Origin of the sequence: Lysobacter enzymogenes, from assembly GCF_017355525.1 — a bacterium.
Taxonomy (GTDB): Bacteria; Pseudomonadota; Gammaproteobacteria; order Xanthomonadales; family Xanthomonadaceae; genus Lysobacter; species Lysobacter enzymogenes_C.
This window is the reverse complement of record NZ_CP067395.1, coordinates 5,823,007-5,836,874: the sequence shown is the minus strand read 5'-3', so window position 1 is coordinate 5,836,874 and position 13,868 is coordinate 5,823,007. Positions and strand designations below refer to the sequence as shown.

At 71.9% G+C, this 13,868-nt stretch carries 15 protein-coding genes; 7 read left to right on the top strand and 8 right to left on the bottom strand.

The features are described from left to right. Positions 1 to 95: 95 nt before the first annotated feature. The 6 genes from fabG to JHW38_RS24770 all read right to left on the bottom strand — a co-directional run bounded on the left by fabG (position 96) and on the right by JHW38_RS24770 (position 5,304). Positions 96 to 842: a 3-oxoacyl-ACP reductase FabG gene (gene fabG, locus JHW38_RS24795; protein WP_207523924.1), complete on the bottom strand. Its 747-nt coding sequence runs from the start codon at positions 840 to 842 to the stop codon at positions 96 to 98. Positions 843 to 1,033: 191 nt separating this feature from the next. After that, positions 1,034 to 1,975, bottom strand: a complete 942-nt coding sequence (fabD, locus tag JHW38_RS24790; RefSeq protein ID WP_207523923.1) for an ACP S-malonyltransferase — start codon at positions 1,973 to 1,975, stop codon at positions 1,034 to 1,036. Positions 1,976 to 2,326: 351 nt separating this feature from the next. Beyond that, positions 2,327 to 3,130 (bottom strand): phosphotransferase, encoded by an 804-nt coding sequence (locus JHW38_RS24785; RefSeq protein WP_207523922.1) that lies wholly within the window; start codon positions 3,128 to 3,130, stop codon positions 2,327 to 2,329. 91 nt (positions 3,131 to 3,221) lie between these two features. Next, positions 3,222 to 4,202, bottom strand: a complete 981-nt coding sequence (locus tag JHW38_RS24780) for a beta-ketoacyl-ACP synthase III (protein WP_207523921.1) — start codon at positions 4,200 to 4,202, stop codon at positions 3,222 to 3,224. Positions 4,203 to 4,458: 256 nt separating this feature from the next. Further along, a complete protein-coding gene (gene rpmF / locus JHW38_RS24775) occupies positions 4,459 to 4,653 on the bottom strand; it encodes a 50S ribosomal protein L32 (protein WP_074867689.1) in 195 nt (64 codons plus the stop codon). 126 nt (positions 4,654 to 4,779) lie between these two features. After that, positions 4,780 to 5,304, bottom strand: a complete 525-nt coding sequence (locus JHW38_RS24770; RefSeq protein ID WP_207523920.1) for a YceD family protein — start codon at positions 5,302 to 5,304, stop codon at positions 4,780 to 4,782. Between the two features lie 159 nt (positions 5,305 to 5,463). On the opposite strand from JHW38_RS24770, the gene JHW38_RS24765 reads away from it, so the two are divergent. From JHW38_RS24765 to JHW38_RS24755, 3 genes are read left to right on the top strand one after another with little or no spacing between them, the layout of a single operon-like run. Continuing rightward, positions 5,464 to 5,802 carry a hypothetical protein gene (locus tag JHW38_RS24765; RefSeq protein ID WP_207523919.1) on the top strand — a complete coding sequence of 113 codons (339 nt, stop codon included), beginning with the start codon at positions 5,464 to 5,466 and terminating at the stop codon, positions 5,800 to 5,802. Positions 5,803 to 5,822: 20 nt separating this feature from the next. Then, positions 5,823 to 6,083, top strand: coding sequence for a hypothetical protein (locus JHW38_RS24760; protein WP_207523918.1), 261 nt, complete (start codon positions 5,823 to 5,825; stop codon positions 6,081 to 6,083). A 21-nt stretch (positions 6,084 to 6,104) separates the two neighbouring features. After that, positions 6,105 to 6,680, top strand: coding sequence for a Maf family protein (locus JHW38_RS24755; protein WP_207523917.1), 576 nt, complete (start codon positions 6,105 to 6,107; stop codon positions 6,678 to 6,680). Positions 6,681 to 6,725: 45 nt separating this feature from the next. On the opposite strand, the gene JHW38_RS24750 is transcribed toward JHW38_RS24755, so the two are convergent. Continuing rightward, positions 6,726 to 8,570 (bottom strand): glycosyltransferase family 39 protein, encoded by a 1,845-nt coding sequence (locus JHW38_RS24750; RefSeq protein ID WP_207523916.1) that lies wholly within the window; start codon positions 8,568 to 8,570, stop codon positions 6,726 to 6,728. A gap of 314 nt (positions 8,571 to 8,884) precedes the next feature. Between JHW38_RS24750 and JHW38_RS24745 the strand changes: the two genes are divergently transcribed. The 4 genes from JHW38_RS24745 to JHW38_RS24730 are packed head-to-tail and all read left to right on the top strand — an operon-like array spanning position 8,885 to position 13,374. Continuing rightward, entirely contained in the window at positions 8,885 to 9,853 is a 969-nt protein-coding gene (locus tag JHW38_RS24745; protein WP_207523915.1) for an AAA family ATPase, read from the top strand. A gap of 59 nt (positions 9,854 to 9,912) precedes the next feature. Further along, entirely contained in the window at positions 9,913 to 10,869 is a 957-nt protein-coding gene (locus tag JHW38_RS24740; RefSeq protein WP_242691438.1) for a DUF58 domain-containing protein, read from the top strand. After that, positions 10,862 to 12,892, top strand: coding sequence for a transglutaminase TgpA family protein (locus tag JHW38_RS24735; protein WP_207523913.1), 2,031 nt, complete (start codon positions 10,862 to 10,864; stop codon positions 12,890 to 12,892). Before JHW38_RS24740 ends, JHW38_RS24735 begins: the two co-directional genes overlap by 8 nt. Beyond that, positions 12,889 to 13,374: a Slp family lipoprotein gene (locus JHW38_RS24730; RefSeq protein ID WP_207523912.1), complete on the top strand. Its 486-nt coding sequence runs from the start codon at positions 12,889 to 12,891 to the stop codon at positions 13,372 to 13,374. Before JHW38_RS24735 ends, JHW38_RS24730 begins: the two co-directional genes overlap by 4 nt. Before the next feature lie 119 nt (positions 13,375 to 13,493). Here the strand turns inward: JHW38_RS24730 and JHW38_RS24725 are convergent, their stop codons facing one another. Beyond that, positions 13,494 to 13,847 (bottom strand): histidine triad nucleotide-binding protein, encoded by a 354-nt coding sequence (locus JHW38_RS24725; RefSeq protein WP_207523911.1) that lies wholly within the window; start codon positions 13,845 to 13,847, stop codon positions 13,494 to 13,496. Positions 13,848 to 13,868: the final 21 nt, after the last annotated feature.

The following is a 13,868-nucleotide window of genomic DNA, read 5'->3' as shown; positions in this document are numbered from 1 at the left end:
GATAGTCTAATGGAATCGGGATGTTTCGCGAGACCGGCCCCCGGCGTCGACGAAACTCCTTTGGGTTCAATCGCTTACTAGCCTACGTCAAGGCCTTACGGCATGTACATGCCGCCGTTGACGTGCAGCGTTTCGCCGGTGATGTAGCCGGCCCCGGGGCCGGCCAGGAACGCCACCGCGCGGGCGATGTCGGCCGGGTCGCCGAAGCGGCCCAGCGCGATCTGGTCGAACATGGCCTTCTTCGCGTCTTCCGGCAGGTCGCGGGTCATGTCGGTGTCGATGAAGCCGGGCGCGACGACGTTCACGGTCACCCCGCGGCTGCCGATCTCGCGCGCCAGCGATTTGCTGAAAGCGATCACGCCGGCCTTGGCGGCGGCGTAGTTGGCCTGGCCCGGGTTGCCGGTCACGCCGACCACCGAGGCGATGTTGATGATGCGGCCCTTGCGCGCCTTCATCATCGAGCGCAGCACCGCCTTGCTGGTGCGGTAGACGCTGCTGAGGTTGGTGTCGAGGATGGCCTGCCAGTCCTCGTCCTTCATCCGCATGAGCAGGTTGTCGCGGGTGATGCCGGCGTTGTTGACCAGGATCGAGATCGCGCCGATCTCCTTGGCGACCGCGTCGAGCAGGGAGTCGACCGAGGCCGGATCGGCCACGTTCAGGACCCGGCCGTGGCCGCCGTGCGCGGCCAGGCGCGCGCCGATCGCGGCGGCGCCGGATTCGCTGGTGGCGGTGCCGATCACGGTCGCGCCCAGCGCGGCCAGTTCGTCGGCGATGGCCGCGCCGATGCCGCGGCTGGCGCCGGTGACCAGCGCGATTTCGCCCGAAAGCGGGGTCGTGCTCATGTGCTTTGCTCCGTAATGCTCGTGGTTGCGCCGCTGCTGCCTACCGCCGCGTCCTGCGACCCCGCCCGCCGGGCGCGGGGCCCGGGCGCGGCCAGCCTACAGGCTGAAAGAGTGGTTGAGTAGCGGGACGATTGAGTAGCGCGCAGCGCTCGGTTAAGCGACGTGTGTTCGGCTGATGGCGGGCTGAGGACTCAGCGCCACTCGGCCAGGGCGGCCTCGAACTCCGCCGGGGTGCCGATGGCGCGGCCGTCGATGGATTTGTCGATGCGCTTGACCAGCCCGGTCAGGACCTTGCCCGGCCCGCACTCGGCGGCGCGCTGGACGCCGTGCGCGGCCAGCGCCTGCACGCAGGCGGTCCACTGCACCGGCAGGTACAGCTGGCGCACCAGCGCGTCGCGGATCGCCTCGACGCTGGCATGGACCTGGCCGTCGACGTTCTGCACCACCGGCAGCTGCGGCGCGCGCCAGTCCAGCCCGGCCATCGCCTCGGCCAGACGGTTCGCGGCTTCGCGCATCAGCGGGGTGTGCGAGGGCACGCTGACGGCCAGCTTGACCGCCTTGCGCACGCCGGATTCGGCCAGCCGGGTCAGCGCCTTGTCGACCGCCGCGGCGTGGCCGCCGATGACGATCTGGCCGGGCGAGTTGTAATTGGCCGGCACCACCACTTCGCTGCCGGACACGGCCTTGCAGATGTCTTCGACCAGCGCGTCCTCGGCGCCGAGCACCGCGGCCATCGCGCCGACGCCGCTCGGCGCGGCGTCCTGCATCAACTGGCCGCGCAGGCGCACCAGGTGCGCGCCGTCGCGCAGCGACAGCGCGCCGGCGGCGACCAGCGCGGTGTATTCGCCGAGGCTGTGCCCGGCCAGCAGCGCCGGTTGCGCGCCGCCCTGGGCCTGCCACAGCCGCCACACCGCCACGCCCGCGGCGAGCAGCGCCGGCTGGGTGTATTCGGTGCGGTTGAGCATCTCCTCCGGGCCGCCCTGGCTGAGCGCCCACAGGTCCACGCCGGCGCCGTCGCTGGCCTCGGCGAACGCCTCGCGCACGCCCGCGTGCAGTTCCGACAGCTCGGCCAGCATGCCCACCGATTGCGAGCCCTGGCCCGGGAACAGGAAAGAAAGTCGCTGGTCGCTCACGCGCACTGCCGTATCGGTTCGAAGCGCGCATGATACGGGCGAAAACAGGCGATCGTCTGTACTCGGCGGTACGGCGTCACAGCGCGTCGCAATGTGACGCGAGCGGCTGTGCGGGATCGGTGGTTTCGGCGTGTCGATCGGCGATGGCCGACCTCGGCGGTGTGAGGCCCGACTGTAGGAGCTGGGCGAGCTGCGACCGCGAAACCTCGCTTGCGTCGTCACTGTGGATTCGCGGTCGCAGCTCGCGCAGCTCCTACAGTCGGGCTTCGTGCGTCGCGGCGATCGGACGATAAGAAAACGGCCGCGGGTCGCCCCGCGGCCGTTCGTCTCGTGCGGCATGCGTTGCGAAGCTCAGTCGATCAACTCGGCCATCTGCCGCAGCGAATCGAAGTCGCGGTCCGGCGCGAAATCCACGCCGAGGCCGATCAACACCGCGGCCAGCATCCACAGCCACGCCGCGCGCCGCAGCGCCTGCACCGCGCCGCCGAGGCCGCGCGCGCGCCGGCCGAGCCAGCGGCTCAACGATTGCACGAACCCGAGCCGGTCCGCGGCGTCGCCGACGCCGCGGCGCACTTCCTCGGCGCCGCCGCGCAGCGACTCGGCGATGATCGCGCTGAGCTCCTGGTCCGGATCGCGGAAATAGCGCGAGGCGCCGGCGGCGAAGATCAGCCAGTCGCGGATCTGCGCCTGTTGCACGCTCATGACTTCGGCCGGGTCTTCCTCGAAATCGATGAAGCCGATGCGGCCGTGCTCGTCGACGGTGAGGTTGCGCGCCAGCGGCTGGCCGATGTAGCCGCCGCGCGCGTGCACTTGCGCGAGCGTGTGCGCGGCCTGGGTCACCAGCCGGTACGCCTGCTGCGGCGAGGAACGGCGCAGGCGCGCCGACAGGGTTTCGCCGATGTCGCTGAGCAGCAGATAGGTGTCGCCTTCGCCGAGGATGCGCGGCACGCGCACGTCGACCGCGGCCAGTTCGCGCAGGCGGCGCTGTTCGGTCTGGCGCGCGGCGGCGCCGACCCGGTGCGGCGGCGGCCGCAGCGACGGCACGCCGAGCCGGCGCGCGGTCAGGTCGAGCGCGCGCAGGCGCAGCCGGCGGCTGCCGCCGCCATAGGATTTGAGCCAGGCCGTGCGGCCTTGCAGGTTCAGTCGGGTCACCATGACGCGGTTCCTTGTGCGCGGCGCCTCGCACGGGCTTCCGGCCCGTGTCGGGACGCCGCTCCGCGCAGGAGCGGACGCCCCTGTCGCCGGTTCAGTAGCGCAGCAGCGCCGAACCCCAGGTGAAGCCGCCGCCGAAGGCTTCCAGCAGCAGCAACTGGCCGCGCTGGACCTTGCCCGAACGCACCGCTTCGTCGAGCGCCAGCGGCACCGAGCCCGAAGAAGTGTTGCCGTGCTTGTCGACGGTGACGATCACCCGCTCCATCGGCATGTCCAGGCGCTTGGCCGTGGCTTCGATGATGCGCAGGTTGGCCTGATGCGGGATCAGCCAATCGATTTCGTGGCGGTCCAGGCCGTTGGCTTCCAGGGTCTCCTCGACCACCGAATCCAGCGCCTTGACCGCGTGCTTGAACACTTCGTTGCCGGTCATCAGCACGCGCACGCCGGCGTTGTGCTCGTCCGGCTTGAACCCGGCCGAGACGCCGACCGGATTCCACAGCAGTTCCTTCTTGCCGCCGTCGGCGTGCAGATGGGTGCTGAGGATGCCGGTCTCGCTGTCGGCCTTGAGCACGACCGCGCCGGCGCCGTCGCCGAACAACACGCAGGTCGAGCGGTCGGTCCAGTCGAGCATCCGGGTCAGGGTTTCCGCGCCGACCACGAGCACGGTCTTGGCCGCGCCGGAACGGATGAACTTGTCGGCCACGGTCAGCGCGTAGACGAAGCCCGAGCAGGCCGCGTTGACGTCGAAGGCCGGGCAGCCGTTGGCGCCCAGGCGGTGCTGCAGCAGGCAGGCGCTGGACGGGAAGATCAGGTCCGGGGTGGTCGTGCCCAGGACGATCAGATCGATCTCCTCGGGCCGCACGCCGGCGGCTTCGAGCGCGCGCAACGAGGCCTGGTAGGCCAGGTCGACGGTGGTTTCGCCTTCGGCGGCGACATGGCGCTGGCGGATGCCGGTACGGGTCCGGATCCATTCGTCGCTGGTCTCGACGCGCTTGGCCAGCTCGTCGTTGGTCACCACCTGGGCCGGCAGGTAGCTGCCGGTGCCCGCGATCCGGGCGTAAATCCGATCTGTCATCACCGCTCCGCGGAATGCCGGGGCGGCCTGCGCAGGAGCGGGCGTCGCGTACGCGCGCGCACCCGCAGGCCACCGAGAAACAGGACCGCCAGCGCAGAGCTGGCGGAAGACGAAGCCGCGGGGGCCGCAGGTCTGTTGTCGCGGACCGCCGGGGCGGTCCGACCGGTGCCGGCGCGATGGCGGACGCCACCCTCCGCCGGCCCAGATCGCGGCGACGCGCGCCATTGCCAGCGCGCGCCGCGGCGGGCCGGGAGGATTACTCCTCGTCGGCGACGCGCGACTTGGTGTCGATCACCTTCTTGCCGCGGTAGTAGCCGTCGGCGGTGACGTGGTGGCGGATGTGGGTCTCGCCGGTGGTCGGATCGGTGGCCAGCTGCTTGCTGGTCAGCGCATCGTGCGAACGGCGCTGGCCGCGGCGGGACGGGGTGACGCGGGACTTCTGAACGGCCATGGTCTTGCTCCGGAAAAGCGGTGGAAACCTGAGGTGGATAGCGTAAGCCCGATTAGCAGGACTCGCTCGATGCCTGCAGGTCGGAGTTGGAACTGGGTATTGTGAACCCAAACGCGCGGCTTGGGGTCAGTTGTTTTTCTTCAGCGCCGACAACGCCGCGAACGGGTTGGCGGCTTCCAGCTCGGCGGCGGGCGCCGGCCAGTCGCTTTCGACCGCCTCGTTGCCCGGCGCCATCGGCACCACCGGCACGGCGAGGATCAATTCGTCCTCGACCATCTCCGAGGGCCGCAGCATGCCGTCTTCGGGCATCAGCAGCGGCTCGTAGCCGGGCGGCAACGCGGCTTCGTCGGCCTCGTCGCGGATCAGTCCGAGGCGCTGCACGATCTGCACCGGCATCACGAACCGCTCCAGCGTGCGCTGGCACAGCAGCGGCAGTGCGGCGTCGATCTTCAGCTCGGCGTAGGGCGTCTGCAGTTCGTCGGTGTCGAAGTCCAGCGAGAACCGGACTTCGCCGTCGGTGTCGTGCAGCAGACCCGCCAGGCGGTCCAGCGCCGACAGCGGCAGACGGCCTTCCACGCCGCGCCGTGCCGCCACCAGGCGCCAGGCATCCAGAACTTCGGGCACCCGCCCAGGTGGCACTTCGGCTGACATAAGCCGCGGAATGGTAGAGACCGCGCGGGGCCCTGTCAAACCCGGCCGGCGGATCGCAAGTCCCGGGCCGGCCAGGGATTTGCCCGTGGCCGGCCCGCGCGTGCAGACTGCCGGGCCTCGACCCCCGCCATCGGCCCGGCCGTGACCATCGCCCTGTTAATGTTTCTGACCACGGCGGCTGCCGCTGCCCTGATCGCCGCCCTGCTGTACCGGCCGCTGCGCCGCCAGCGCGCGGTGCGCGAGGTGCTCGACGCCGCCGACGCGCTGGAAGAACGCCTGCGCATCGCCCGCGCCGAGATCGAGGCGGTGGCCGGCGACGGCGGCCGCGACCCGGTCGGCGAGGCCATGCGCGAGATGCTGCGCCAGCGCCTGTGGCTGCGCGACCACGGCCGCGAGGCCAGCCTGAGCCAGCTCGGCGAGGTCCGCGCCTCGATCGACGCCGCGCGCGGGCGGATCGAGCAGCAACTGGTGCAGATCGAACAGGCGCGGCTGAACTGAGCCGCGATCCGGGCGCCGCCGTGCCCGCCTCTCCGCTGCCGCCCCTGCGCCCGGCCCTCGACGCCGGTTTCGCCCGCAGCCTCGCCGCCGCGGCCGGACTGGACGAACTGCGCGACTGGCTGCGCCGTTACCGCGACGACGGCGTCGGCGCCGACGCCATGACCCAGCACCTGCAACATCTGCTCGCCGCCTGCGCGGACGAAGCGACGCAGGACCGCCTGCTCGAACTGCTCGATCTCGCCACCGGCTTCTGCCCGCCGCAGGCGCGGATCTGGCCCTGACGCCCCCCACTCGCCGCCGCCATGACCCCACTGATCCTCGCCTCCACCTCCCGCTACCGCCGCGAACTGCTCGGCCGCCTCGGTCTGGCCTTCGACGTCGCCCGCCCCGACACCGACGAGACCCCGCAGCCCGGCGAGGCGCCGTCCAAGCTGGCCTGGCGGCTGGCCGAAGCCAAGGCCGCCGCGGTCGCCGCGCAGCGGCCGGACGCGTGGGTGATCGGCTCCGACCAGGTCGCCGAATTCGACGGCCTGCCGATCGGCAAGCCCGGCGGCCGCGACGGCGCGATCGCCCAGCTCGGCGCGATGTCCGGGCGCGAAGTGCGCTTCTGCACCGGCCTGTGCGTGTTGCGCCACGAACACGCCGCGTTGAGCGAACTCGACGTCACCACGGTGCGTTTTCGCGAGTTGAGCGCGGCCGAGATCGAACGCTACGTCGACGCCGAGCAGCCGTACGACTGCGCCGGCAGCTTCAAGTCCGAAGGCCTCGGCATCGCCTTGTTCGAAGCGGTCGAATCGCGCGACCCGACCGCGCTGATCGGGCTGCCGCTGATCGCTACGGCGCGGCTGCTGCGGCGCGCGGGCTACGCGCTGCCCTGAGGCCTGACAGCGCGCCTTGGCCGCGCCGCCCTGCGCGCGGCGCGCTCAAGGCCGGCGCAGATCGATCGGCTGCTCGGCCCAATCCTCGACGCTGCCGTCGCGTCCGTGCAGGCGCAGGCCCAGCCAGTGGCGGCCGGGCGCTTCGGCGTCGAGCAGCACGGTCGCGCTGAAGCCGACGTTCGGGTGCTGCGGATCGGTCGAATGACGGCCGTCGCGCAAGCGCCAGAATTCGCGCACGCCGTCGCGCGGCAAGCCGTACTGGGTCTGCGCCACCACCCGCCCGTCGAGCATGATCTCGACCTTGGCCAGGCCGACGCCGTCCTTGAACGCCCAGCCCGACACCGCGAACGCGCCCGGGCCGACCCGCGCGCCGGCCGCCGGCTGGTCGATCCAGGCCATCGCCGGCGTCGTGCACTCGCCCGCGCGCGGCGCGCCGTCGAACGCGAACAGGGCGAACCGCTGGCGGCCGTGATCGACGTTGAGGATCTGCGGCGGCGGCAGCGGGCCGACCATCGCGCACAGGTCGTGATAGCGCTGCAGCAGATTCTTGTATTCGACCTCGGTCGCGCCGACCACCAGCAAGGCCGGGCCCGCGCCCCAGTCGGCGCGGCCGTCGCGGCTCAGGCCCCACAGCCGCAGTTGCGGCGCGCGGCCGTGCTTGTGGTTGATCGGATGATCGAGCACAGCGATGCGCGGGTCGTCGAGGGCGAAGCCGAGTTCGGCGCCGGCCTTGAAGTTGTCGGCGATCAGGCGCGTGCCCGGCGGCATCGCATCGAGTTTCTTGCGCACCGCGCGCGCCAGTTCGTCCCAGCCGGCGAAGTTGGCCGGGTACCACTTTTCGCCGGCGCTGCGCGCGCGCAGTTCCGGCCGCGACACCGCCACGTAATAGCCCAGCGTCGCCAGCAAAGCGGCGCCGGCCAGCGCCGCGGTCAGCCCGCGCGCCCATTCCGGCCAGCGCGCCAGCACCATCGGCAACAACGGCAGCAGCGCCATGAAGCCCGGCAGCGGCCAATGGAAGCTGACCCGCTCGGTGTCGGCGAAGAACCCCAGAACGAAGAAACCCAGCACCACCAGCGAACCGAGCAAGGCGAAATAGCGGGTCACCGGCGAGGGATCGCGCGCGCCGCGCCAGCCGGCCAGGCACAAGGCCGCGAACAGCAACGGGGTGACCAGCAAGGCCTGGATCGCGACGAACCACAGGCCGTCGGCGTGGAACGCCCACGGATGGCGCTCGACCAACTGGAAGCGCAGGCCGGCGTCGGCGTTGTCGAGGTTCCACGCCACCAGCGGCGCCCACGCCGAAGCGCCGATCGCCGCGGCGGTCAGCACCCGCGCGTCGCGCAGCGCGCGGCGGCCTTCGGGCAACAGCAGCAGCACGACGAAGCCGACGCCGATCACGGCGATGAAGCGGTAATGGCTCAGCGCGCCCAGGCTCAGGCCGGCGGCGAGTTCGACCGCGCTGCGCGCATCGACCTGGCGCAGCAGGCGCGCGCCCGCGTCCAGGCACAGCAAGGTGGCCAGCGCCATCATCGCGTCGGGCAAGGCGAGCAGGCCGAGGCTGCCGGCCAGCGGCAGCAGCAGCGCGTAGCAGCCGGCGATCCAGCCGTTGCGCGCGCCGAACTCGCGCGCGCCGACCCGCGCCAGCAGCCACGGCACCAGCGCGGCGATCGTCAGGAACGGCGCGCGCAGCGCCAGGGTCGAATTGCCGCCGAGCTCCACGCCCAGCCGCGCCAGCCACGCGGTCAGCCCGGGCAGGTCGGAATAGGCCGCGGCCGGATGCCGGCCTTCCTGCCAATAGAACGCTTCGTCGACGAACAACGGCAGCTTGGCGGCGACCGCGAGCTTGAGCAGCAGCACCAGCGTCCACAGCGCCCAGAACACATTGCGCATCGCGCTGGCTTCATCCCTGTCCCGCATCGGCACCCGACCTCGCTACACTCTGGAACTTGGGGGAACGTCTCGGCGCACTGCGTCGCGACCGCACCACGTTTTATTGACGCGCATCGCACAAGCGCAGCGCGCGAGACGATGGCGGCGATCACGAAGCTGACAAAAACGACAGCTTCTGCGGCGCGCCTTTCGATCTTGAGATTCTTGGCGTCGGGTTTTCGGCGTCAGGTTTTCGGCATCGCGTCTTCAGCGCCACGCAGTCCGCTTCACGCTTTCGACATCCACGACTTCACGCTTCCACAACGGCAGGCCCGATGAGCGCAGGCAAGATCACCGCAAACCCCGCCAACCACGATGTGATCATCCTAACCGATGCGCTGCGCGGCGCCCTCGAACACGCCCAGGCGCAGGTCAACGCGTTGGTCCTGGGCAAGGCGCAGGCGGTGCGGCTGGCGTTCGTCGCGCTGCTGTCCGACGGCCATCTGCTGATCGAGGATCTGCCCGGCCTGGGCAAGACCACCCTCGCCCACGCGCTGGCCGCGACGCTGGGGCTGGAGTTCCAGCGCGTGCAGTTCACCTCGGATCTGTTGCCGGCCGATGTGGTCGGCGTGTCGGTGTTCGATCCGACCTCGCGCCAGTTCCAGTTCCATCCCGGCCCGGTGTTCACCCAGGTGCTGCTCGCCGACGAAATCAACCGCGCGCCGCCGCGCACGCAAAGCGCGTTGCTGGAAGCGATGGCCGAGCATCAGGTCACCGTCGACGGGCGCACCCATCCGCTGCCGGATCCGTTCTTCGTCATCGCCACCCAGAACCCGGTCGATCTGTCGGGCACCTATCCGCTGCCGGATTCGCAGCTCGACCGTTTCCTGCTGCGCCTGCACCTGGGCTACCCGGACGAAGCCGCAGAACGCGACCTGCTCGCCGGCGCCGACCGCCGCCATCTGATCGCGCAGACGCGCGCGGTGCTGTCGAGCGAGGACGTGCTGGCGATCCGCCGCGCGGTCGATTCGGTGTACGCCGGCGAATCGCTGATCGCTTACGTGCAGGCGCTGCTGGCGCGCAGCCGCAAGCATCCGGGCGTGCGCGTGGGCCTGTCGCCGCGCGCCGGGCTGGCGCTGCTGCGCGCCGCGCGCGCGTACGCGCTGCTGCTCGGCCGCGCGCACGTGGTGCCCGAGGACGTGCAGGCGCTGTTCGCCGCGGTCGCCACCCATCGCCTGGTCGCCGAGGCCGATGCCGCGGCCGATCTGGCCAAGTCGATCCTCTACGCCGTGGCGGTGGATTGAGCGCGGCGATGGCCGGCCAGGACGATCAGGATCGCGCGAACGTCGCCGCCGCCGGCCGGCTGTGGCGGCGCTGGCGCCTGCGCGTGCAGGCCTGGACCCGGCCGCGCCAGCCGGAAACCCTGCCGGTCCGCTTCGACCGCCGCCGCATCTACGTGCTGCCGACCGGTTTCGGCGCGTTCTATGCGGCGCTGCTGGCGGCGATGATCCTCGGCGCGCTGAACTACAACAACAATCCGGCCTTCCTGCTGGCGCTGCTGCTCGGCGGCGCCGGATTGGCGAGCCTGATCGCGGCGCAGTTGCAGTTGTCGGGATTGGGCATCGTCGCGGTCGACGCCGAGCCGGTGCCGGCCGGCAGCGCGATGCGCGTGCGCGTGCACGTGCGCGCGCCGGCCGACCGGGTGCGCCGCGGCCTGCGCATGGACGACGGCATCGCCGCGCAGATCGAACCGGCGCCGCTGGACCTGGAGCAAGGCGCCGGCGAAGCCGAACTGCGCATCGCCACCCACCGCCGCGGCTGGCTCGACCTGCCCAAGCTGCGCGTGTCGACGACCCGCCCGCTGGGGCTGGCGCGGGCGTGGTCGCACGTGTGGCCGCAAACGCCGCTGCTGGTCTATCCCGCGCCGGAAGCGCACGGCCCGCCGCTGCCGGTCGGCGGCGGCGACCAGACCGTGACCCGGGTGCACCCCAGCGGCGACGACGTCCACCACCTGCGCAGCTACCGTCCCGGCGACGCGCGCCGGGCGATCGCGTGGAAGCATTCGGCGCGGCGCGACACCCTGCTGGTGCGCGAGTACGAACAGCCGCTCGGCGCCGACGTCGAACTGGACTGGCAGCGCCTGCACGGCCTGGGCCAGGAGGCGCGGATAGCGCGGCTGGCGCGCTGGGTCGACGAGGCCGAGCGCGACGGCTGCCGTTATCGCCTCAGCGTGCCGGGGCACCCCGCGCTCGGCCCCGGCAACGGCGCCGCCCATCGTCACGCCTGCCTGCGCGCGCTGGCGCTGCTGCCGCATGGCTGAGTCGGCGCTGTCCCCGTTCGCGCGGCCCAAGCCGGCCGCCGCGCTGGAATCCGGCGTACGGCGCTGGGCGCTGCTGGCCGGCGCCAGCTGCCTGTTGCCGCTGCTGCTGCAGTTGCCGCCGACCATCGCCGCGGTCATCGCCGCGACCGGCCTCGGCGTCGGCGCGCTGTCGTGGCGGCGCGCGCAGCCGGCCTGGCTGCGGCTGGTGCTGGTGGTGGCGCTGGTCGGCACGGTGCTGGTGCTGGCGCGGTTTTCGTTCGGGCGCGACACGGGCTGCGCGCTGCTGGCGGCGATGTTCGCGATCAAGCCGGCGGAGACCTACACCTTGCGCGACGCGCGCAGCCTGATCGGCTTCGCCCTGTTCGGCCCGTTCGCGACCTTCCTGCTCGACCAGGGGCCGCTGTCGCTGGCGCTGGGCCTGGCCGCGTCGGTCTTCGCCCTGGTCGCGCTGCAGCGGCTGGCCGAAATCGACACCCTGGCCGCGCCGGGCCAGCCGCGCGGGCCGGCGCCGTCGGCGCGGCAGCAGCTGTGGTCGGTGACGCGGCTGATCGGCATCGGCCTGCCGCTGGCGCTGGCGGTGTTCTGGCTGTTCCCGCGCCTGGCCGCGCCGCTGTGGGGCGTGCCCGACCGCGCCCTCGCCCGCCCCGGCCTGTCCGACCGGATGGCGCCGGGCGAGATGGTCGACCTGATGAACGACGAGACGGTGACCCTGCGCGCGCGCTTCAACGGCGCCGCGCCGCCGACCTCGCAGATGTACTGGCGCGGGCCGGTGCTGTGGCACTTCGACGGCCGCGCCTGGACCCAGGCGAGCTGGTTCCGCGGGCTGCCGGCGCCGCCGTTCCAGCCCTCGGCGACGGTCTGGGACTACGAACTGGAAGTCGAGCCGACCGACGACCGCCAGTTCGTCGCCCTCGACCTGCCGTTGAACGCGCCGGACGGTTCGCGCCTGAACCACGATTACGGCATCTACGCGCGGCGCCCGCTCAACGCGCTGAGCCGCTGGCACCTGCGCTCCTCGGCGCCGCGCAAGTTCGAAATGGACCTGCATCCGCAGCTGCGCCGGGCCGCGCTGGAGCTGCCGTCGGGCTACAACCCGCGCACCCTGGCGCTGGCCGCGCAGTGGCGGCGCGAGGCCGGCAGCGACGACGCGGCGATCGCCGAGCGCGCGCTGGCGATGTTCCACCGCGAATTCGCCTACACCCTGGCCACGCCGCTGCTCGGCCGGCACTCGGTCGACGAGTTCCTGTTCGAGCAGAAGGCCGGCTTCTGCGAACACTTCAGCTCCTCGTTCGTGGTGCTGATGCGCGCGGCCGGGGTGCCGGCGCGGGTCGTCACCGGCTATGCCGGCGGTTACTACAACCCGGTCGGCGGCTATTGGCTGGTGCGCCGCTCCGACGCCCACGCCTGGGCCGAGGTGTGGCTGCAAGGGCGCGGCTGGACCCGGGTCGACCCGACCGCGGCGGTCGCGCCGGAACGCATCTACGACACCCTGGCCGACCGCGCGCCCGGCGCCGGCGGCCTGCTCGGCGGGATCGGCGCGGTCACACCCTTGTTCAACCTCGGCGACTGGGCGCGGCGCGGCTGGAACGACTTCGTGCTCGGCTTCGACGCCAGCCGCCAGGAGCGGCTGTTGCAGCCGCTCGGCGTGGACCGCCTCGACGGCCCGCGCCTGATCGCGCTGTTCGTGCTGTTCGCCAGCCTCGCCGGCGCCTGGATGGTCTGGCTCAGCAGCCGCGGCGAACGCCAGCGCGACCCGGTCCTGCGCGCCTGGCGCGCGCTCGACCGGCGCTACCGCCGCCTGGGCCTGGCGCGCGCGCCGCACGAGCCGGCGCTGGCCTGGGCTGAACGTGTCGGAAAGGCGCGGCCGGATCTGGCCGTGGCGCTGCTGCGGCTCAGCCAAAAATTCAGCGATTGGCGGTACGCTGGCAGCCAAGCCGGGCGGCGCGACGCCCGAGAACTGCGCAACGAACTGGTCCGGGCCTTACGCGCGCACCGCCCGGGCCGCACAGGAGAACCCCGATGAAGCTCCGTCTTGCCTTGTTAGCCGCCGGCGTCGCGCTGCTCAGCGCCTGCGCCACGGCGCCCCAGCCGCTGCAGGGGACCTTTACCGCGCTGACCCCGTCCGACGCCGCCGCCCGCGATGCCACCGGCTCGCTGGTGCGCTGGGGCGGGCGCATCGTCAGCGTCGAACCGCAGTCCAACCGCACCTGTTTCGAAATGATCTCGACCCGCCTGGGCGACACCGGCCGGCCGTACTGGGCCACCGACGACACCGGCGGCCGCTTCCTCGCCTGCCGCACCGGCTTCTACGACCCGGCGCTGTTCGAGAAGAACCGCGAGGTGACCTTCACCGGCCGCATCGCCGGCTACGAGTCGCGCCGCATCGGCGAATACGACTACCGCTTTCCCAAGCTCGACGCCGAGGTCGTGTACCTGTGGCCGGTGCGCCAGCAGGTCGACGTGATCGAACGCCCGGCGCCGTGGCCGTGGTGGGGCTGGTGGTGAGCGCGGCGCGCGGCTGAGCCGGCGCGCGGCGGATACGACGAAGGCGCCTTGCGGCGCCTTCGTCGTTTTTGCGGTTCGGCCGGTCGTCGATGGGTCAGCCGATGCGTTCGCCGATGCGCTCAGCGTGGCGTGCCGAAGCGGCCGAGGTGATCGCCGGCGAGCAGGTGCAGGTGCAGCTGGAACACGGTCTGGCCGCCGTGCTCGTTGCAGTTCATGACCACGCGGTAGCCGTCCTGCGCGAAGCCTTCGCGCTTGGCGTACTGGGCGGCGGCGTAGGCCAGCTTGCCGACCACCGCGGCCTGCTCGGGCTGCAGATCGTTGAGCGTGGCGATCGGCGTCTTCGGCACGAACAGCACGTGCACCGGCGCCTGCGGCGCGATGTCGCGGAACGCGATCAGGTCGTCGTCCTCGAACACGATGTCCGCGGGCAGTTCGCGGCGGATGATCTTGCCGAAGATGGTGGAGTCGGTCATGGCGGGCTCGTTTGGGTGGGA

What these genes read in the sequence shown, in the direction of transcription:
- JHW38_RS24725 (WP_207523911.1), bottom strand. Translation starts at nt 13,847, where the DNA reads ATGACCGACTCCACCATCTTCGGCAAGATCATCCGCCGCGAACTGCCC.
- JHW38_RS24730 (WP_207523912.1), top strand. Translation starts at nt 12,889, where the DNA reads ATGAAGCTCCGTCTTGCCTTGTTAGCCGCCGGCGTCGCGCTGCTCAGC.
- JHW38_RS24750 (WP_207523916.1), bottom strand. Translation starts at nt 8,570, where the DNA reads ATGCGCAATGTGTTCTGGGCGCTGTGGACGCTGGTGCTGCTGCTCAAG.
- JHW38_RS24735 (WP_207523913.1), top strand. Translation starts at nt 10,862, where the DNA reads ATGGCTGAGTCGGCGCTGTCCCCGTTCGCGCGGCCCAAGCCGGCCGCC.
- JHW38_RS24770 (WP_207523920.1), bottom strand. Translation starts at nt 5,304, where the DNA reads ATGTCAGCCGAAGTGCCACCTGGGCGGGTGCCCGAAGTTCTGGATGCC.
- fabG (WP_207523924.1), bottom strand. Translation starts at nt 842, where the DNA reads ATGAGCACGACCCCGCTTTCGGGCGAAATCGCGCTGGTCACCGGCGCC.
- JHW38_RS24765 (WP_207523919.1), top strand. Translation starts at nt 5,464, where the DNA reads ATGTTTCTGACCACGGCGGCTGCCGCTGCCCTGATCGCCGCCCTGCTG.
- JHW38_RS24785 (WP_207523922.1), bottom strand. Translation starts at nt 3,130, where the DNA reads ATGGTGACCCGACTGAACCTGCAAGGCCGCACGGCCTGGCTCAAATCC.
- JHW38_RS24745 (WP_207523915.1), top strand. Translation starts at nt 8,885, where the DNA reads ATGAGCGCAGGCAAGATCACCGCAAACCCCGCCAACCACGATGTGATC.
- JHW38_RS24755 (WP_207523917.1), top strand. Translation starts at nt 6,105, where the DNA reads ATGACCCCACTGATCCTCGCCTCCACCTCCCGCTACCGCCGCGAACTG.
- rpmF (WP_074867689.1), bottom strand. Translation starts at nt 4,653, where the DNA reads ATGGCCGTTCAGAAGTCCCGCGTCACCCCGTCCCGCCGCGGCCAGCGC.
- JHW38_RS24780 (WP_207523921.1), bottom strand. Translation starts at nt 4,202, where the DNA reads ATGACAGATCGGATTTACGCCCGGATCGCGGGCACCGGCAGCTACCTG.